The organism is Undibacterium sp. Ji49W (genome assembly GCF_049340205.1).
In the GTDB taxonomy this organism is placed as follows: Bacteria; Pseudomonadota; Gammaproteobacteria; order Burkholderiales; family Burkholderiaceae_D; genus Undibacterium.
Genome location: NZ_JBMPOW010000006.1, coordinates 1 through 20,055 on the forward strand (window position 1 = coordinate 1; position 20,055 = coordinate 20,055).

Annotated in this window: 20 protein-coding genes; 19 read left to right on the forward strand and 1 reads right to left on the reverse strand. The window is 51.2% G+C overall.

Features of this window, described 5'->3' with window-relative positions; translation table 11 throughout:
• The coding region (locus ACO0LK_RS08715; RefSeq protein WP_422974573.1) for an IS3 family transposase at positions 1-94 on the forward strand (94 nt) is incomplete at its 5' end.
• Between the two features lie 88 nt (positions 95-182).
• Here the strand turns inward: ACO0LK_RS08715 and ACO0LK_RS08720 are convergent.
• Positions 183-1,163 carry an NADPH:quinone oxidoreductase family protein gene (locus tag ACO0LK_RS08720; protein ID WP_422974144.1) on the reverse strand — a complete coding sequence of 327 codons (981 nt, stop codon included), beginning with the start codon at positions 1,161-1,163 and terminating at the stop codon, positions 183-185.
• A 105-nt stretch (positions 1,164-1,268) separates the two neighbouring features.
• On the opposite strand from ACO0LK_RS08720, the gene surE reads away from it, so the two are divergent.
• From surE to hflC, 18 genes are all read left to right on the forward strand, one after another.
• Positions 1,269-2,006 (forward strand): 5'/3'-nucleotidase SurE, encoded by a 738-nt coding sequence (gene surE, locus ACO0LK_RS08725; protein WP_422974146.1) that lies wholly within the window; start codon positions 1,269-1,271, stop codon positions 2,004-2,006.
• On the forward strand, positions 2,003-2,890 hold the full coding sequence (locus ACO0LK_RS08730; protein WP_422974148.1) for a protein-L-isoaspartate(D-aspartate) O-methyltransferase: 888 nt from the start codon (positions 2,003-2,005) through the stop codon (positions 2,888-2,890). Before surE ends, ACO0LK_RS08730 begins: the two co-directional genes overlap by 4 nt.
• 45 nt (positions 2,891-2,935) lie before the next feature.
• Positions 2,936-3,880 carry a peptidoglycan DD-metalloendopeptidase family protein gene (locus ACO0LK_RS08735; protein WP_422974150.1) on the forward strand — a complete coding sequence of 315 codons (945 nt, stop codon included), beginning with the start codon at positions 2,936-2,938 and terminating at the stop codon, positions 3,878-3,880.
• 139 nt (positions 3,881-4,019) lie between these two features.
• Positions 4,020-5,087, forward strand: a complete 1,068-nt coding sequence (gene rpoS / locus ACO0LK_RS08740) for an RNA polymerase sigma factor RpoS (RefSeq protein ID WP_422974152.1) — start codon at positions 4,020-4,022, stop codon at positions 5,085-5,087.
• A 200-nt stretch (positions 5,088-5,287) separates the two neighbouring features.
• Positions 5,288-6,622, forward strand: a complete 1,335-nt coding sequence (gene rlmD / locus ACO0LK_RS08745) for a 23S rRNA (uracil(1939)-C(5))-methyltransferase RlmD (protein ID WP_422974154.1) — start codon at positions 5,288-5,290, stop codon at positions 6,620-6,622.
• Between the two features lie 227 nt (positions 6,623-6,849).
• Positions 6,850-7,275, forward strand: coding sequence for a nucleoside-diphosphate kinase (gene ndk, locus ACO0LK_RS08750; protein WP_422974156.1), 426 nt, complete (start codon positions 6,850-6,852; stop codon positions 7,273-7,275).
• Positions 7,276-7,351: 76 nt separating this feature from the next.
• Complete coding sequence (gene rlmN, locus ACO0LK_RS08755; protein WP_422974575.1) at positions 7,352-8,512, forward strand: 23S rRNA (adenine(2503)-C(2))-methyltransferase RlmN; 1,161 nt, start codon at positions 7,352-7,354, stop codon at positions 8,510-8,512.
• The gene (gene pilW / locus ACO0LK_RS08760) at positions 8,509-9,318 is read left to right on the forward strand and encodes a type IV pilus biogenesis/stability protein PilW (RefSeq protein WP_422974158.1); all 810 of its coding nucleotides are present in this window, start codon (positions 8,509-8,511) and stop codon (positions 9,316-9,318) included. The genes rlmN and pilW overlap by 4 nt, the downstream gene beginning before the upstream one ends.
• Positions 9,311-10,369 carry a helix-turn-helix domain-containing protein gene (locus ACO0LK_RS08765; RefSeq protein ID WP_422974160.1) on the forward strand — a complete coding sequence of 353 codons (1,059 nt, stop codon included), beginning with the start codon at positions 9,311-9,313 and terminating at the stop codon, positions 10,367-10,369. The genes pilW and ACO0LK_RS08765 overlap by 8 nt, the downstream gene beginning before the upstream one ends.
• Before the next feature lie 2 nt (positions 10,370-10,371).
• A complete protein-coding gene (gene ispG / locus ACO0LK_RS08770; RefSeq protein WP_422974162.1) occupies positions 10,372-11,649 on the forward strand; it encodes a flavodoxin-dependent (E)-4-hydroxy-3-methylbut-2-enyl-diphosphate synthase in 1,278 nt (425 codons plus the stop codon).
• A 14-nt stretch (positions 11,650-11,663) separates the two neighbouring features.
• Entirely contained in the window at positions 11,664-13,025 is a 1,362-nt protein-coding gene (gene hisS, locus ACO0LK_RS08775) for a histidine--tRNA ligase (protein WP_422974164.1), read from the forward strand.
• A 51-nt stretch (positions 13,026-13,076) separates the two neighbouring features.
• A complete protein-coding gene (locus tag ACO0LK_RS08780) occupies positions 13,077-13,733 on the forward strand; it encodes a YfgM family protein (RefSeq protein ID WP_422974166.1) in 657 nt (218 codons plus the stop codon).
• Positions 13,734-13,745: 12 nt separating this feature from the next.
• Positions 13,746-14,903: an outer membrane protein assembly factor BamB gene (gene bamB, locus ACO0LK_RS08785; protein WP_422974168.1), complete on the forward strand. Its 1,158-nt coding sequence runs from the start codon at positions 13,746-13,748 to the stop codon at positions 14,901-14,903.
• Positions 14,904-14,909: 6 nt separating this feature from the next.
• A complete protein-coding gene (gene der / locus ACO0LK_RS08790) occupies positions 14,910-16,250 on the forward strand; it encodes a ribosome biogenesis GTPase Der (protein ID WP_186946603.1) in 1,341 nt (446 codons plus the stop codon).
• 151 nt (positions 16,251-16,401) lie between these two features.
• Positions 16,402-16,638, forward strand: coding sequence for an RNA chaperone Hfq (hfq, locus tag ACO0LK_RS08795; protein ID WP_186946602.1), 237 nt, complete (start codon positions 16,402-16,404; stop codon positions 16,636-16,638).
• A 35-nt stretch (positions 16,639-16,673) separates the two neighbouring features.
• Positions 16,674-17,801, forward strand: a complete 1,128-nt coding sequence (gene hflX, locus ACO0LK_RS08800; protein WP_422974171.1) for a GTPase HflX — start codon at positions 16,674-16,676, stop codon at positions 17,799-17,801.
• Between the two features lie 31 nt (positions 17,802-17,832).
• Positions 17,833-19,113, forward strand: a complete 1,281-nt coding sequence (hflK, locus tag ACO0LK_RS08805; RefSeq protein WP_422974173.1) for an FtsH protease activity modulator HflK — start codon at positions 17,833-17,835, stop codon at positions 19,111-19,113.
• Positions 19,114-20,016: a protease modulator HflC gene (gene hflC, locus ACO0LK_RS08810; RefSeq protein ID WP_186946599.1), complete on the forward strand. Its 903-nt coding sequence runs from the start codon at positions 19,114-19,116 to the stop codon at positions 20,014-20,016.
• The last annotated feature ends 39 nt before the right edge of the window (positions 20,017-20,055 follow it).

Here is a 20,055-nt window from a genome sequence, read left to right on the forward strand (position 1 = left end):
GGATTATATTCACTACTATAATCACGACCGGATCAAGGTCAAACTAAAAGGACTGAGTCCTGTGCAATACAGAAATCAGTCCTTGGCTACTTAGATAATTAACGTCCAACTTAATGGGGTCACTTCATTGTACGAAGCTCTTTTATTTTGTGGTTTGCCTGATTTTCTACTTTTTTCTTTGCTTATTTTTCAGGCTGTATGACGACTTTGCCAGTGACCTTGCGTGCCGCCAGGTCGTTCAGGGCCTGGGCTGTATCTTTGAGTGCATAGCGACCCGAAATGTGCGGCTTGATTTTTCCTTCGTGCAGCCAGGTCATCAATTCGCGCATGGCTGCCAGGTTGGCTTTGGGCTCGCGTCGGGCAAATTCACCCCAGAATACACCCACCAGCGAAGCACCTTTCAGCAAGGTCAGATTCAAGGGTAGTTTAGGGATTTCGCCATTGGCAAATCCAACCACCAGATAGCGACCACGCCAGCCGATTGAACGGAAGGCTGGTTCAGCATAAATGCCACCAACCGGGTCATAAATCACGTCGGGGCCTTTGCCCTCGGTTGCTGCCTTGATGGCTTCGCGCAAATCTTCGGTACTGTAGTTGATGGTGTGATCTGCACCATGTTGTTTGCAAATGGCCAGCTTCTCATCGGTTGATGCAGCAGCAATCACACGCGCACCCAGTGCTTTGCCGATTTCTATTGCTGCCAGGCCAACGCCACCGGCGGCACCCAGAACCAGCATGGTTTCGCCAGCTTTCAGTTGTGCACGGTCAACGACGGCATGGTGGGAAGTGCCGTACGTCAGGGTGATTGCGGCTGCCGTGTCAAAGTCCATGCCGGGTGGCATGGGCATGATGGCATGGGCCGGAACCACCACCTGTTGTGCAAATGCACCATTGCCGACAAAGGCGATGACCTTGTCGCCCACTTTGACATGGCTGACACCTTCGCCAACTGCACGGACGACGCCGGATAATTCACTGCCAGGTGTGAAGGGCAATTCAGGTTTGAACTGGTACTTGTTCTGTATGATCAACACGTCAGGAAAATTCACCCCTGCCGCCTTGACATCTATCGCAACCTGACCCTGCCCGGGTACAACATCTGCCAGATCTTCAATCACCAGCGTGTCGGGTAAACCCCAGTCTTTGCAAATAACAGCTTTCATTTTGATGTCTCCATAAAATAGTACGACCGTTTGATTTTGTGATTATGCCGCAAAAATCTATTCTCTGTAGAAATTTATATTTCAGCATCAGGTAGAATACAAAGCATGAAAATTCTGATCAGTAATGATGATGGTTATTTGGCCCCGGGCATCGTTGCACTGGCGGCTGCAATGTCTGCATTTGCCGAGGTCACGGTGGTGGCGCCTGACAGTAATCGCTCCGGCGCATCGAATGCGCTGACCCTGGACCGCCCCTTGAGCGTGCAGCGTGCTGCAAATGGATTTTATTTCGTTAACGGCACGCCGTCTGATTGTGTGCATATCGCCCTGACAGCGATCATGAAGGACAAGCCTGATCTGGTCGTGTCCGGCATTAATCAGGGGCAGAATATGGGGGATGACACCCTGTATTCGGGTACCGTGGCTGCCGCGACAGAAGGATTTTTGTTTGGCATCCCGTCTATTGCCTTTTCGCAAACCGAGAAAGGCTGGCAACATCTGGATGCTGCTGCAAGGGTGGCGGAAGAGATCGTCAAGCGTGGCTTTCCTGAGTTGCCCGCTCCATTTTTGCTGAATGTGAATATTCCCAATCTGCCTTATCAGGATATCAAGGGCATACGCAAGTCGCGGCTGGGCAAGCGGCATACCTCAGAGCCTGTGATCCACATGACAGACCCACATGGCCGTGATATTTACTGGATAGGTCCGCCAGGTGCTGCAAGCGATGCCAGCCCGGGGACGGACTTTGATACGACAGCCAGAAATTTTGTTTCAGTCACCCCTTTACAGATTGATCTGACAAATACCCGGCAACTGACGCACCTGAATCTGGATTTCGCATGACAAACAAAGACAAGCGATTTCCCTTGCCCTTGTCATCGGTCGTCAACCAGAAAGATAAAAACGGTGACCGTTCGCTGAACCGCACGGCAATGCCGCAGACGGCCATGCGCAATGCGGCCCATCATTTGAGCGGCAAGGCTGCGCACCAGACTGCGCCCAGGGCTGAACCCAGATTTTCTCAGGGCGGAAATGTTGGCAATGCAGGTAATACAGGGACGGCTGGCCTGTCACCCTCATTACTGTCCGGCCCTCTGGTGTCCGAAGGTGTGCGGCGGGCCATGGTGGCCAGGGTTGCGCAACAGGGCGTGAAGGATACGACGGTGCTGGCGGCCTTGCAGGCAGTGCCACGCCATTTGTTTCTGGAATCAGGGATGGCGAGCCAGGCTTATGTGGATGCCTCTTTGCCGATTGGTCATCACCAGACCATTTCCCAGCCCTACATCGTGGCACGCATGCTCGAGATCATGCGTAATGGCGCGAATCTGGGGCGTGTGCTGGAAATTGGTACCGGCTGTGGCTATCAGGCGGCAGTGTTGTCGGTGGTGGCGAAAGAAGTGTATTCGATAGAGCGTATCAAGGCCCTGCATGAGTTGGCAAAAACCAATTTACGCCCCATGCGAATTGCCAATATACGTCTGCATTATGGCGATGGCATGCTGGGTTTGCCTCAGGAAGCACCGTTTGACGGTATTATATTGGCTGCTGCCGGCATGGAAGTGCCGCAAGCCCTGTTGCAGCAATTGCGCGTTGGCGGAAGACTGGTGGCGCCGGTCGGTGGCAGAAGCCAGGTGCTGCAACTGATAGAACGGGTTTCAAATTATGAATGGACTCGTGCAGTGATGGAACAATGCCATTTTGTGCCTTTGCATTCTGGCGTCATTTAGGACGCGTTGTCGGGTGGCAGCGAATTTAACTGATTAAAAAGAGAAATGAAGACAATACAGCAGATACTACAAGCAGGTGTCGTACTTACCGTACTGGCGGGATTGAGCGCCTGTACAACCAATTTACCCAATCGCGCACCTGTGGTGGAGCGCGGTGTTGAGCAGAAACCAAGTGACACTCCTCCGGTCGAGGCTGCGGTCAAACCACCTGTCAAGGCACCAGATAATACCCGTGGTACCTACGTCGTCAAACGTGGCGATGGCTTATACCGTATCGCACTGGATCATGGACAAAGCTATGCCGATCTGGTCGCATGGAATGACCTGAAAAATCCGAATGACATCAAGGTGGGGCAAGTGCTGCGTGTAGCACCGCCAGATGGCACGGCAACGGCGCAAACGTCCGGCATTGCCAATTCTTCAGTCGAAGTAAAACCACTGACGAATCCTGCTACCAACAAGAGTGGTCCGCGTGGTGACAAGCGTCCGTACTCCGAAAGTAATCTGGCTGAATTGCAGAAAACAGATGCGACAGTCGTTGCATCTGTGACACCTACTCCGGCTGTCAAGCCTGATGTGCCCGTGCCAGCCAAGGCAGCAGAACCGGTAGCGCCAGAATCCGATTCCGTCGATTGGATGTGGCCAGCCGAAGGCAAGGTTGTGGCAAGCTATGATGATGCAAAAAATAAAGGCCTGGATATTGCAGGCAAGTTGGGGCAGGATGTTCTGGCGGCAGGAGCAGGTAAAGTAATGTATGCCGGTAGTGGTATACGCGGATATGGTAATCTCGTCATTATCAAACACAACAGCAGCCTTTTATCTGCTTATGCGCATAACAAGGCGATTCTGGTGAAAGAAGGGCAGTCCATTACCAAGGGGCAAAAAATAGCCGAGATGGGAAATTCTGACAGCGAAACGGTGAAGTTGCACTTTGAAATACGATTGCAGGGCAAACCGCTGGATCCGATGAAATACCTGCCAGGACGTTAAGCTGATACATGTAGGAAACTTGATAGTCGCTGTAAGATGTCTCCGGGAGTCCATATCTGTAAGAGTGAGAAAGATTCCCCAAATAATAATTGCCCATGCGGAATGAATTTACCGGATACGTGAATTAATACAGGTCATCATGCACAACAATTTAAGTACTTACAAGATGGGAAATTCTGCCGCAAGTGACGACCCGGATGTTGCCGGCGAAGCAGCAGATGCGGATGCGCGTTTGCAGGGCGATGCCGCCGATGAGATGGCGGATGATGTTGGTGAGATTTCCCGCGACGCTCAGGAAGAGCAGGGTGATGATCCGGCTACCCTGATTGTTGCCCCTATTGATGAGTTGAAAACGGTGCTGGCGGCAGAACTGTCAACCGACACGACACAGTATTACCTGAACCAGATTGGTACCCGCCCCCTGTTTGCCTCTTCCGAAGAGCTGCATTACGCAACACTGGCGAAGCAGGGTGATTTTGAAGCCCGGCAAAAGATGATAGAGCACAATCTGCGTCTGGTGGTATCGATTGCCAAGCATTACATTAATCGCGGTGTTGCCCTGCTCGACATGATAGAAGAGGGCAACCTTGGGCTCATGCATGCGATAGATAAGTTTGAGCCCGAACGCGGTTTTCGTTTTTCCACCTATGCAACCTGGTGGATACGTCAGAGTATAGAGCGCGCCATCATGAACCAGGCCAGAACCATACGCCTGCCAGTCCACATGGTCAGGGAACTGAACCAGATACTGCGTGCCAAATACCATTTGGAATCACAAAGGCGGGATGGTCGCGATGCAGCGCTGGAAGATATTGCCTTGCTGGTCGACCGGCCGGTGGATGAAGTGCAGGATATTCTCACCCTGTCCGAACATGCAACATCGCTGGATACGCCGCTGGATAATGATCCGCAATCCAGTCTCATGGATATGCTGCCGGGCGACAGTGACGATGCGCCGGACATTCGTGCAGAACAGCATGAAATGACCATCCTGGTGCGCGACTGGCTGTCCAAGTTGCCTGACAAACAGCGTATCGTCATCGTAAGGCGCTTTGGCCTCGATAATGATGATCCGGCAACACTGGAAACCCTGGCCGATGAAATGGGTATCACCCGTGAGCGCGTGCGCCAGATTCAGCAAGAGGCCTTGATCAAATTGAAGCGGTCTTTTGCCTCGCGCGGTGTTGGGCGGGATTCTGTGCTTTAAATGGCATTTGTCTGGCACTTGTTTTGCACTTGTTTCGCTCTTTTCGCACAGCCATCAGTTCTGGGGCTTGCTGACGTGTGCCAGTCTTGAATAGTTGATTTCAACTATTTTTGGGCGCATGTCTGTGCATCTCTTATAATTCCGTCTTTTAAAATTCCACTTCTCAGCGGTGCGGCGTGTAGGTCGCACTGTCAATTTCCATGAATACACTAGAAATTCGCTCTTTAGATATGGACGCACGTGGCGTCGGTAATTTGCAAAACGAAGACGGTTCGACTGGCAAGGTCGTCTTTGTAGATGGCGCACTGCCAGGCGAACTGGTCGAATTCAGTACCTATAAAAAGAAAGCCAGTTGGGAAGCCGCGACCATGACCAGTCTGGTGCGTGAATCATCGCAAAGGGTGGAGCCGAAATGTGAATTTTTTGGCACTTGCGGTGGCTGTTCCATGCAGCATCTGGATGCCAATGCCCAGGTGGCAATGAAGCAGCGCGTGCTGGAAGATAATCTTTCGCATATAGGCAAGGTCAAGGCAGATATCATGATGCGCCCCATCATCGGCCCAACCTGGGGTTATCGCTATCGTGCCCGTTTGTCGGTGCGTCATGTGATCAAAAAAGGCACGGTGCTGGTCGGTTTTCATGAGAAAAAATCGCGCTATGTTGCGAATATGGAAACCTGTGAAATCTTGCCGCCCCATGTTTCAGCCATGCTGATGCCTTTGCGTGGCCTGGTGGCATCCTTGTCCATCGTCGAAGCATTGCCGCAAATCGAACTGGCGATCGGTGAGGGTGTGACTGCCATGGTGTTGCGGATCATGGCGCCGCTTTCCAAAGACGATGAAGTCAAGCTGAAGGCGTTTGCTGATCAGTATCAGGTGCAATGGTGGTTGCAGGTCAAGGGGCCGGAAACGGCAGAGCCATATTACCCGGCGACTAGTGACTTGCATTATCTGTTGCCGGAATTCGGTATCAAAATGCCATTCAAGCCAACTGATTTTACCCAGGTCAATCACCATATCAACCGGGTGCTGGTGGCGCGGGCTTTGCGTTTGCTGGATGTGCAAAAAGATGAGCGTATTGCTGATCTGTTCTGTGGTCTGGGTAATTTTACTTTGCCTATTGCCACATTGGCAAAAGAAGTGGTCGGCATAGAGGGTAGTGACACCCTTACCGAACGTGCGCTGGAAAATGCACGCCATAACGGACTGGCACAAAAAACCTCATTCAGTACCAGGAATTTGTTTGAAGTCACTGCGGATGACTTTGTAAAGTTGGGTAAATTTGACCGCTTCCTGATTGATCCGCCGCGTGATGGCGCTATGGCGGTTTGCCAGGCCTTGATAGATCTGAGTCAGACTGCGCCACAACTGTTGCCCAAGCGCCTGGTCTATGTATCCTGCAGCCCATCAACCCTCGCCAGGGATGCCGGCATGCTGGTCAATCAGGCCGGCTACCGTCTCAGTAGCGCCGGTGTTGTCAATATGTTTCCACATACCTCGCATGTGGAATCCATGGCAGTATTTGACCTTGTTTAGCTTTAACCAGACCCGATAACGATGTCTTGATGCATTGCTGGTGCTGGCTTCCGCTTATTTGCCGGTTTGCCGGTGCTGCGAATGGCTTTGGGGGTAATGCCCCGAAGTCATTTGATTCATTGTATTTCTTGAAAGACATATCTGATATTGTGGTTTCATGGTAAAATCTAAGGTTAGATGAATTCTCGAATTTTTTCTTAACCCTTTCTTTTTATTGGAGTTTTTAGATGGCTATTGAACGTACATTGTCTATTATTAAACCTGACGCAGTTGCAAAAAACGTGATCGGTCAAATTTACAGCCGCTTTGAAGGCGCTGGCCTGAAAGTAGTTGCTGCTCGCATGGCACAATTGTCCCGCGCTGAAGCTGAAGGCTTCTACGCTGTTCACAGCGCACGTCCGTTCTTCAAGGACCTGGTTGACTTCATGATCTCCGGTCCGGTAATGATCCAGGTTCTGGAAGGCGAAGGCGCAATTTTGAAAAACCGTGACCTGATGGGCGCGACGGATCCTAAGAAAGCAGAAGCTGGCACTATCCGTGCAGATTTCGCTGATTCTATCGATGCAAACGCTGTTCACGGTTCCGACGCTGCTGAAACAGCTGCTGTGGAAATCGCTTACTACTTCCCAGCGTTGAACGTGTATTCACGTTAATTCGGGCTTTATCTGAATTTGGCGTTTTAAGACTTCACCCCGTGCAGCGCTGTGCAGTACGGGGTGTGAAAGAAAGATCATGACGGTGCTCACAAATTTATTGGATCTGGATCCAGCGCAACTCGTCGCTTATTGCGGCGCGTTGGGTGAGAAGCCGTTTCGTGCCAAGCAATTGCAACGCTGGATACACCAGTTTGGTGCCAGTTCGTTTGAAGAAATGACTGACCTCGCGAAATCTTTGCGCGAGAAGCTCACCACGCGGGCCACTATTGCCGCTCCCGCCATTATCAGCGACCATACCTCTACTGACGGTACGCGCAAATGGCTGGTTGATGTCGGGCAGGGCAATGCGGTTGAGACTGTTTTTATCCCTGAAGAAAACCGCGGCACCCTGTGTATTTCTACCCAGGCTGGCTGTGCGGTGAATTGCCGTTTTTGCTCCACCGGCAAGCAGGGTTTCAACCGGAATTTGAGTGTAAGCGAAATTATTGGCCAGTTGTGGATGGCTGAATTCGAATTGCGCAGGACCAAAGGTATCGTTCCCGGCCCCAAAGGCGAGCGTCAAATCACCAATGTGGTGATGATGGGCATGGGCGAACCCTTGTTGAATTTTGAACCCACGGTAACGGCATTGCGCCTGATGCTGGACGATAATGCCTATGGCCTGTCGCGTCGCCGTGTAACGGTTTCCACCAGTGGTGTGGTGCCGATGATAGACAAGCTGGCGCAGGAATGCCCGGTAGCGCTGGCGGTATCGCTGCATGCATCGAACAATACCTTGCGCGATGGTCTTATTCCCCTGAATAAAAAACATCCGCTGGAAGAGTTGAAGGCGGCCTGCAAACGCTACCTTGAATTTGCACCACGCGATTTCATCACCTTTGAATACTGCATGCTGGATGGCGTCAACGACACCGATGAGCATGCGCGTGAACTGATTCAACTGGTGCGCGATGTGCCTTGCAAGTTCAACCTGATTCCGTTTAATCCCTTCCCGGAATCAGGTTTGAAGCGTTCTGCCAATCCCCGTATCAAGGCGTTTGCACAGATATTGCTTGATGCAGGCATCGTTACCACCACGCGTAAAACCCGTGGCGATGATATCGATGCGGCTTGCGGACAGTTGGCCGGTGAAGTGCAGGATAGAACACGCGTGCAGGAACGCATGCAAAAGATGGCGGAATATCAAAAGAAGTTTGGCGAAAATTTTGGCAAGATCGTGGAGATCAATCAGTGAAAATTTTTCAAATGCGTCACCACCTGTTGACCGGCATGCTCATCTTGCTGGCATTGGGGCTGTCAGCTTGTGGGTCCAAGCCGCGTCTTGAAGGCGATCAGCCTGAAGAGAATATCTCAAGCGAGAAAATGGAAGCGCGCAAGCGTGCCTCCATCAGGATGCAACTGGCAATCGACTACTACAAGCAGGGCCAGCAAAAAGTCGCATTGGAAGAAATACGTCAGGCATTGTTGATTACACCTGATCTGGTTGATGCATATAGCGTGCGTGCTCTGATTTTCATGGAAAGCGGCGAGAAGCAACTGGCTGAGGAAAACTTCCTGTATGCGCTGAAGCTGTCGCCAGGGAATTCGGATATCGAAAATAACTACGGCTGGTTTTTGTGCCTGAATGGCCGTGAAAAACAGGGTCTGGCCTATCTTGATAAGGTGATCAAGGATCCTGCTTATTTGACGCTGGGCAAGGCTTTGAATAATGCAGGCCTGTGCAGTCTGCGTTTGAAGGACCCACTGGGTGCCGAACGCTATTTCTTGCAGGGCTTGCGCGAAGATCCGGGCAGCCCGGCAATCAACGCCAACCTGGCCAAGATACTGTTTGACCGTGGCGAATATTCGCAGGCGCGTTTCTATATCAATCGTGTATTGAAATTTGACGTATTGACGGCAGACGTATTGTGGCTGGCAATCAAGATAGAAAAGAAAATGGGCGATGAAGGTGCTGTCAGTGGCCTGGCAACGCAATTGCGTCGTCGTCATCCTAATTCCAAAGAGTATTCTTTGTATCAGCGCGGGGTGTTCAATGAGTGAAGCAGGAATGAATTCACCTGTCGAGCCGATGACACCTGAACAGTCTGAAAATAAGGTTGCGCTGTCGGTGGTGCAGACCGCCGGTGCACAATTATCTGCTGCGCGTATTCAGCAGGGTATGAGTCTGCAACAGGTTGCTGATCAGTTGAAGCTGTCGCAGCGACAGATTCAAGCGTTGGAGAATAATCAGTTTGAACTGTTGCCGAAGATGGTGATCGTGCGTGGTTTTGTGCGCTCCTATGCAAAATTGCTGCGACTCGACCCGGTGCCGGTTGTTGCCTGCTTGCCGAGTGAAGCGGGTGTTCCGGGTCTGGATGCGGATTTGCGTCCTACACTGGCCACCCCCTTCATGGAGTCGCGCACACCATTTTTGGGTCGTCAGGACAATAATAACCGCAAGTACCTGATCGGTGCAGCCTTGCTGGGCGTATTTGCCTTGCTGTTTGTTGGCGGGCAAAAGCTGGAGCAGTCCGGGTACTTCAAAGGATTGTTGACACCATCCGCGACCAAGGCAACAGAAGAAGCCAGTGCCAGCGTGGAGCCGGTAGCGGCAAGTGTTGCCAGTGTTGTAAATGAGTCGACGACACCGAAGTTAGCCGAGGCACCAGCCTCAAGTGTCAGCATGGCCGGCAGCAGTACCCGCCAGGAAAATCAGGAACAGGCTGCATCAGCTGTAAAATTGTCTCAGGATGTGGCACCGGCTTCAGCCGCGACACCAGCACCTGTGCTTGCACCGGTTGCCGCTGCGCCCGTTAGTGTGCCTTCTTTGAGTACGCCGCTGGTGGTAGCTAGCCCGGCCACTGCAGAGACTGGAAATAATCAGTTGAAGCTGAAATTCAAACAGGATTCGTGGATACAGGTCAAACGTGAGAATGGCACTGTCGTTACCTCGCACCTGGCCAAGGCTGGTACAGAAGAGTTTTTTGACATGAAAGAAGCCTTGCAAGTCAGAATAGGCAATGCCGCTGGCGTGGAAGGCTGGTTGCGTGGTAATGCCATGGGTATCGTGCCGGGCAAGGACAGCAACGTTGTTAATTTGAATGTGAAGTAAAGATGACGGATTTTTTATCGGAAATTGCCTCTGGCCCTCAGTTCAGGCGCAAATCCCGTTCGGCCAGCGTCAGTTATGGCAGCCGTGAAGTGATCGTCGGTGGTGGGGCGCCGGTTGTTGTGCAGTCCATGACCAATACCGATACGGCAGATGCGATAGGTACCGCTATCCAGATCAAGGAGCTGGCGCGTGCCGGGTCCGAACTGGTCCGTATTACCGTGAATAATCCGGAAGCCGCTGCTGCCGTACCGGCAATACGCGAGCAACTCGACAGAATGGGTATTGATGTCCCGCTGGTGGGTGATTTTCACTATAACGGTCACACGCTGTTGCATGATTTCCCCGATTGCGCCAAAGCCTTGTCCAAGTACCGGATTAACCCTGGTAATGTAGGCAAGGGTGCCAAGCGTGATACGCAATTTGCGCAAATGATAGAAATGGCCTGCCGTTACGACAAGCCAGTACGCATAGGTGTGAATTGGGGCAGTCTCGATCAGGCCTTGCTGGCCCGCATCATGGATGCCAATGCGCTGCGTCCAGAACCCTGGAGTGTGCAGGCGGTCATGTATGAAGCATTGATCACGTCTGCCATAGAAAGTGCCCAGAAGGCGGAAGAGCTGGGGCTGGCTGGTGACAAGATCATCCTGTCCTGCAAAGTGTCTGGCGTGCAGGATCTGATCGCCGTTTATCGTGAACTGGGACGTCGTTGCGATTACCCCCTGCATCTTGGTCTGACCGAAGCAGGTATGGGTAGCAAGGGCATTGTTGCCTCGACAGCCGCATTGGCGGTGCTGATGCAGGAAGGTATAGGCGACACCATCCGTATTTCTCTAACCCCTGAGCCAGGCGGCGACCGCTGCCGCGAAGTGATCGTGGGGCAAGAGATTTTGCAAACAATGGGTTTGCGCAAGTTTACCCCCATGGTGATCGCTTGCCCGGGTTGTGGCAGGACCACATCCACCGTCTTTCAGGAGTTGGCCGACGATATACAGACTTTCCTGCGGAGTCAGATGCCGAGCTGGAAGCTGGAATATCCCGGTGTGGAAAATATGAATGTGGCAGTCATGGGTTGTATCGTGAACGGTCCCGGCGAATCCAAACATGCCAATATCGGTATTAGCCTGCCTGGTACGGGTGAATCCCCGGCAGCTCCAGTGTTTATTGATGGCGCCAAGGCGCTAACCTTGCGCGGCGACAAGATCGCCGAAGAGTTTCAGGCCATAGTCCTGGATTATGTAAAAAGTCACTATGCGCCAGCTAATGGCGTGTCAGATCATTGAATCAGGTAGCAAGCATGTCGGAAAATAAAAAAGCAGAAAAAATTGCAGGCATCAAGGGCATGAACGACCTGTTGCCGGACGAGGCCCCTTTGTGGGAGTTGTTTGAAAATACCGTGCAATCGGTGTTGAAGAGCTACGGCTTTCAGCAAATTCGTACCCCTATCGTCGAATCGACCCCGCTGTTTGCGCGTGGCTTGGGTGCGGTAACGGATGTCGTCGAAAAAGAAATGTATTCTTTCGAAGATTCCATGAACGGTGACAAGCTGACCTTGCGCCCTGAGGGCACAGCCGGCGTGGTCAGGGCAGCTATCGAACATAATCTGGTGTATGACGGTCCAAGGCGTTTGTGGTACACAGGCCCGATGTTCCGCCATGAGAGGCCGCAACGCGGGCGTTATCGCCAGTTCCATCAGGTGGGTGCCGAAGCTCTGGGTTTCAGTGGTCCGGATATTGATGCCGAACTGATCATGATGTGCCAGCGTTTGTGGGATGACCTGGGCTTGCAGAATGTGCGGCTGGAACTGAACTCGATCGGCGATGCCGCCGAAAGAGCACAGCACCGTGCAGCACTGGTTGCCTATTTTGAGCAGCATCTGGATATTCTGGATGCAGAAGCACAACGTCGCCTGCACACTAATCCTTTGCGCATACTGGATACCAAAAATCCGGCGATGCAGGAAATGGTCAATGGCGCGCCCAAGTTGCTGGATTATCTGGGTGAGGAATCGCTCGCCCATTTTGAAGGCGTACAGAAAATCCTGCGCCATAACAGTATTCCCTTTACCATCAATACCCGCCTGGTACGTGGCCTGGATTACTACAACCGTACCGTGTTTGAATGGGTGACGGATGAGCTGGGTGCTCAGGGTACAGTCTGTGCCGGTGGCCGTTATGATTCTCTGTTCGGTATTTTTGGCGGCAAGCCTACGCCATCTTGCGGATTTGCAATGGGAATAGAGCGCTTATTGGAATTGATGAAGCTCAACGGTGATCTGCATAAGCCAGCCTTGTGCGATGTGTACCTGGTACACCAGGGTGATGCCGGACAGGTTCAATCCATGGTACTTGGCGAACGATTGCGTGATGCCGGGCTGGATGTTGTGTTACATTGCGCAACGGCGGCGGGTGCAGGCAGTTTCAAGTCGCAAATGAAGAAGGCAGATGGCAGCGGCGCAGCCTATGCCGTTATTATTGGTGAGGATGAAGCCAGTAATAATACCGTCAGTATCAAGGCCATGCGCGCCGACGATGCTGAAAACAATCAGGTCAACGTGCCATTCGATACGGCGGTGGATTATCTGGTCGACCAGATTGCCGGTGTGGAAGATGCTGATCATTGCTGCGACGACCCGACTCACATCCATATTCATCATTAATACGCATTAGTACGATTATTAACGTTAATAATATAGATAACAATAGACACTATGGCATACGATTTAGAAGAACAAGAGCAGATAGACAGCCTGAAAGATACCTGGAAAAAATACGGCAATCTGGTTACATGGCTGGTGATTGTTTGCCTGGGCGGCTACGCAGCCTGGACTTACTGGAATACCTATCAGGGCAATCAGTCCTTGCAGGCTTCGCAGTTATATGAGGAAATGCAAAAATCAGTGACTGCCAAGGACAATGCCAAAGTGCAGCGTGCTGCTGAAGATTTGAAAGAAAAATTCCCGCGTGCAGCCTATGCACCCATGGCGGCACTGGTTGCTGCAAAGAGTGCATTTGATGCGGGCGATCTGAAAGCGGCTAAAACCCAGTTGCAATGGGTGGTTGATACGGCAAAGGTCGATGAATACAAGGCCATTGCCAAAATTCGCCTGGCCGGTATTGCCCTGGATGAAAAAGCCTATGACGAAGGCCTGAAACAATTGTCTGGCAGCTTCCCGGCAGAGCTGGAAGCAGATGTGCTGGATGCCAAGGGTGATATTTATGTGGCCCAGAATAATATCGCAGAAGCACGTACTGCCTATAAAGCTGCACTGGACAAGATGTCGGAAAAAAATCCGGGACGTCAGTCTTTGCAAACCAAGCTGGATGCCGTTGGCGGTGCAGCTGAAACAAAAGTTGTTAGTAAATAACAGGAGCCATACATGCAATTTTCTGCCAAGCTGCTGGTTACGGCGTCTGCACTTTTTGCCTTGAGTGGCTGTTCTACACTGTCATCCCTGAATCCTTTTTCTTCCAAGTCAGAAAAAAACACACCTGCTGTTCTGACCGACATTAAAACCACGATGTCCATCAAGGCGAGCTGGACTGTGCCTGTTGGTGCTGCCGGAAATTACCTGTTTACGCCAGCTTCGCTGGCGCAGAACGTGTATGCCGCTGCGGCCGATGGCACGCTGATACGGGTCGAAGTTGCAAGCGGTCGTACCGTCTGGAAAATCAATGCAGGCATGCGTCTGACTGCAGGTGTCGGTGTTGATGCCAGCACGATTGCCGTAGTGGGTGAAAAAGGTCAGTTGCTGGCATTTGATCTGGATGGCAAGCTGCGCTGGAAGACGCCAGGCACGAATGAAATCCTGTCTGCACCCGCAGTCGGCCAGGGCCTGGTCGTAGTGCGCAGCATTGATAACAAGATATCTGCGTATGACGTCAATACTGGCGAGCGCAAATGGTCCGTTGAGCGGCCTTTGCCACCTTTGACCTTGCGTCTGGCACCAGGCATCGTGATCACAGAGCAACAGGTGCTGGTGGCTTTGCCGGGCGGTCGCATGTCTTCCCTGGCGCTGAATAATGGTGGCCTGCGCTGGGAAGCCGTAGTCGGTGAGCCGAAAGGCGCGACCGAACTGGAGCGTGTAGCAGACGTATCCGGCATTCCGGTGATTCTGGGTCGTGATGTATGCGCCAGTTCCTTCCAGGGCCGTGTAGCGTGTTTTGACGTAGGTACCGGTGCTTTGCGCTGGAACAAGAACTTGTCCAGCGAGGTTGGTGTCAGTGTTGACGAACGTTTCGTCTTCGCGGCTGATGTCAATGGCGCAGTAAATGCCTATGCCCGTACTGGCGGTGCCAGTGCGTGGCGTAATGATAAATTGAGTAACCGTCGTTTATCTGCCCCCATTTCATTCGATCGCGCAGTAGCGGTGGGTGATTTGGCAGGTTATGTCCACTTCCTCTCAAGGGAAGATGGTTCGTTCATAGGACGGGTAACTACCGATGGTAGTCAGATTTTAGCGGCACCACTGGTGGTGGATGCTAAACTGATCGTCCAAACAAAATCAGGATCACTGGTTGCACTTGCAACCGAGTAATAAATAATGAAGCCGGTTATCGCACTTATAGGCCGACCTAATGTCGGCAAATCCACGCTGTTCAATCGGCTTACCCGTTCTCGTGATGCTTTGGTAGCAGACTTGCCAGGTTTGACGAGAGACCGCCATTACGGTGAAGGCCGTGTTGGTGAGCGTCCTTTCCTGGTGATTGATACAGGCGGTTTCGAACCTGTTGCCAAGGAAGGCATCATGCATGAAATGGCCAAACAGACCAAGCAGGCAGTGGCTGAGGCTGATGTTGTTGTATTTATTGTCGATGGCCGTCAGGGCCTGACGCCGCATGACAAGACCATAACCGATTTTCTGAGGAAATCTGGCCGTTCTGTCATGCTGGTCGTCAACAAGGCCGAGGGGATGAAATACACCTCGGTGACTGCCGACTTTTACGAGCTGGGTCTTGGTGACCCGTATGTCATTTCCGCCGCCCATGGTGACGGTGTGACTGATCTGGTTGAAGAAATGGTGGACATCGCGTTTGCGCAACGTCCACCAGAACTGGAAGAACCGGAACCAAACGTACGTGGCATCCGCATAGCTATTGTAGGTCGCCCTAACGTCGGTAAATCGACGCTGGTGAACACCTTGCTGGGCGAAGACCGCGTGATCGCCTTTGATATGCCGGGTACTACCCGTGATTCTATCGAAATCCCGTTCGAGCGCGAGGGCAAGCATTATTCCCTGATTGATACCGCTGGTATACGCCGGCGCGGCAAGGTGTTTGAAGCGATAGAAAAATTCTCGGTCGTGAAAACCCTGCAATCAGTGTCTGAAGCCAATGTCGTCTTGCTGCTGCTTGATGCGCAACAGGATATCTCGGAACAGGATGCCCATATCGCCGGCTTCATTCTTGAATCTGGCCGTGCCCTGGTGGTTGGTGTGAATAAATGGGATGGTCTGCAAAGTGACAGGCGGGATGAAATCAAGATGGATATTGAGCGCAAGCTGAATTTCCTGACGTTTGCCAAGTTCCATTTTATCTCTGCACTGAAATCGACCGGTATCGGCCCTTTGATGAAATCGATAGATGCTGCCTATGAAGCGGCGATGTGTAATTTGTCGACACCAAAACTGACCCGTGCACTGATTGAAGCAGTAGAGCATCAGCAACCCAAGCGCAAGGGCTCGATCCGTCCAAAATTGCGCTATGCGCATCAGGGTGGGCAAAATCCGCCTATCATTGTCATTCATGGCAATGCACTGGAGGCGATCGGTGACGTGTACAAACGCTATCTTGAAAAACATTTCCGTGAAACTTTTTCTCTCACGGGAACTCCATTAAGAATAGAAATGCGATCGGGCAAGAATCCGTTCGACAAATCAAAATAATGGAAATAATGCCAGTTCCGATAAAAATTCGGTGCTGGATATGCAATAAAGATAAAAATAGATTACATTACTTTGTAATCAACTTCTTGGATTACTTGTATTTTGCCAAGTAGTCCCCAACTCCTGATCACAACAACACAATGGAGCTGTTATGAGTAATAAAGGGCAACTACTACAAGACCCGTTTCTGAACGCTTTGCGTAAAGAACATATCCCTGTATCAATTTATCTGGTGAATGGCATCAAGCTGCAAGGCCATATTGAATCGTTTGACCAGTACGTTGTTTTGCTGCGTAATACAGTGACACAAATGGTCTACAAACATGCTATTTCGACTGTTGTTCCAGCACGTGCAGTCAGCATTAACACCGAGTCTGAAGCAGAGTAATTTTTGAGCGCTGAATCATTGGAAAGAAGTCGTCTATGCGCGCCGCTCTAGTCGGTGTGGATTTTGGCAAAGACGACTTTGCCGCTAGTTTAGAAGAATTGACTTTGCTCTCGCAATCAGCGGGGGCGGAGCCGGTTACAACCATCACTTGCAAGCGGGCAAGCCCTGATGCGGCGTTTTTTGTCGGTTCCGGCAAAGCGGATGAGATAGCACATGCTGTCGCTGATGCCGCGCTGGATATTGTGATTTTTAATCACGCATTATCGCCAGCCCAGCAAAGAAATCTTGAACGTCACATGAAAGTCAGGGTGGTAGACCGTACCAGCTTGATTCTCGATATTTTTGCCCAGCGCGCCCACAGTCACGAAGGTAAGGTGCAGGTGGAGTTGGCTCAGTTGCAACATCTCGCTACGCGCCTGATTCGCGGCTGGACCCATCTGGAGCGTCAAAAAGGTGGTATCGGTCTGCGTGGTCCGGGTGAAACGCAGCTGGAAACAGATCGTCGCCTGTTAGGTGAGCGGGTCAAAATGCTGAAGCAGAAGCTGGAAAAACTGCATAAGCAGCGTGAGACTCAGCGCCGTTCAAGAGGTCGCAGCAATACTTTGTCGGTTTCCCTGGTAGGTTATACCAATGCCGGGAAATCAACTTTATTTAATACCCTGACAAAGGCCGGTGCCTATGCAGCCGACCAGTTATTCGCGACTTTGGACACAACATCCCGTCGCCTCTATCTGGGAGAGGCCGGTAGTGTGGTAATTTCGGATACAGTAGGCTTTATTCGTGAGCTGCCACATCAACTGGTTGCCGCGTTTCGTGCCACACTGGAAGAAACCATTCATGCTGACCTGCTTTTGCATGTCGTGGATGCCGGTAGTCCGGTAAGATTCGACCAGATACAGCAAGTGAATGAGGTATTGAAAGAAATCGGTGCCGACCATATCCCGCAGATGCTGGTCTGGAACAAGATAGACCTGGCGGGTATAGAACCATCGGTTGACCTGGATGAGTGTGATAAAATCCAACGGGTTTTTTTGAGCGCTCGTACTGGGGCAGGTATCAGTTTGTTGCGTGAATCGATAGCTCAATTTGCGCTGGAAAAAGCGTCAGCTTCGGGGCAAGTGGTATTGCCTCAAGATAATGACGCACGCTTTAATCTTCAGTAGTCCAACCCACTATTCATTGGATAGCGACAGAATGCTTGTTTCACTTCTCAAAAGAATTGGTTTGACCATGTCGTTGAACGACCCTCAATGGGGACGTGGTTCACAAAACAATAATCAGAATAATAATAACAATAAAAAGCCGCCCGAAGGGCCGCCTGATCTCGACCAGCTATGGAAAGACTTTAGCCAGAAACTGAGCCGCCTGCTTGGCCAAAAAGGCAATGGCGGTGGCGATAATGGCGGGTTTTCGCCTGATTCTTCCGGTGCCAAAATAGGCGCTTCACTGATTGTTGGTATTTTTGCCATGATCTGGCTGGCGAGTGGCTTTTTCATCGTTCAGGAAGGTCAGACTGCCGTCATCACGACCTTTGGTAAATTAAGTCATCAGACTTCTGCCGGTTTTAACTGGCGCTGGCCTTACCCTATTCAGGGCCATGAAATCGTCAATGTATCCCAGGTGCGTACCATTGAAGTCGGCTATCGTTCGAATGTAAAGAACAAGCAGGCGCGTGAGTCCTTGATGCTGACCGATGATGAAAACATCGTTGATATTCAATTTGCAGTTCAGTATAAATTGAATAATGCCGCAGACTGGCTGTACAACAACCGCGATCAGGAAGACATGATACGTCAGGTCGCCGAAACCGCCGTGCGCGAAATCGTCGGTAAGAACAAGATGGATTTCGTCCTGTATGAAGGCCGCGAAAAAGTCGCACTGGATGTCAGCACCAGCATGCAAAAAATTCTGGATATCTATACTGCCGGTGTACAGATTACCAATGTGACCATGCAGGGCGTGCAGCCGCCTGAACAAGTGCAGACAGCATTTGATGATGCCGTCAAGGCGGGGCAGGACAAGGAACGTCAAAAGAATGAAGGTCAGGCCTATGCCAATGACGTTATTCCAAAGGCGCGCGGTGAAGCATCCCGTCTGTTGCTGGATGCAGAAGCCTATCAGTCACGCATCGTTGCCAATGCTGAAGGTAATGCCTCGCGCTTCAAGCAGGTGTTGACCGAATACCAGAAAGCACCGGCCGTTACCCGTGACCGTATGTACCTGGAAACCATGCAGCAGATTTTTGCCAGCACCAGCAAAGTGATGGTCGATACCAAGGCTGGCAATAACATGCTGTATTTGCCTATAGACAAAATGATGGCGCCATCTGATTCGTCTGCTGGCAAGGCAGCTTCAGCAGCCACCGTGCAGCCAACGGCACCGTCTGCCGAACAGATTCCTACTGTGGAGATGCGTTACAGCAAAGATGGAAGATCAAGAGATAGCCGTGACTCTCGTGACAGGGAGGTACGATAAATGAATAAGCTCATTTCAGTTGTTGTGGCCTTGTTTGCAGCCATACTGGTGGCGTATTCCACCATATTCGTGGTCGATCAACGTTCACACGCCATTGTGTTTGCCTTGGGTGAGGTACGTTCTGTCATCAGTGAGCCTGGCCTGCATTTTAAACTGCCGCCTCCGTTCCAGAATGTGCTGTTCCTGGACAAGCGTGTCCTGACCATTGATTCTCCAGAAGCCGATCGCTTCATTACGGCAGAAAAGAAAAACATCCTGGTTGATTCCTACGTCAAATGGCGTATCAAGGAACCAAAGCTGTACTACGTCAGCTTTAACGGTGAAGAGCGTCGCGCTACGGACCGTATGTCACAGATCGTCAAGGCCGCCCTGAATGACGAAATTACCAAACGCACCGTGCGCGAAGTGATTTCCGGCGAGCGTGGCAATGTCATGGATGCAATCAAGAAAAAAGTCGCAGAAGAAGCAAAGCAGATCGGTGTGGAAATTCTTGATGTGCGTTTGAAGCGGGTTGATTATGTCGAACAGATCAATAATTCCGTGTATGACCGCATGAAGGCAGAACGTGCTCGTGTTGCCAATGAATTACGCTCTACCGGTGCTGCTGATTCTGAACAGATTCGTGCTGATGCTGACAAGCAAAGAACGGTGATACTGGCAGAAGCCTTCCGTGAAGCAGAAAAAATGCGTGGTGCCGGTGATGCTGAAGCTTCACAGATCTATGCGCAGGCATTCGGACAAAATCCTGAGTTCTACAAGTTTTATCGTAGCCTGGAAGCTTATCGTAACAGCTTCAAGAATAAGAGTGATGTGTTAGTGGTTGATCCTAATTCTGATTTCTTCAAATACTTTAAAGGCTCTGGTGCTTCCGGCGGTAGTGCGCCCGCAGTAAAAGGCAAGTAATTCATTTGTTTTCTCGACAGCGATCTGCACCTCAAGGTG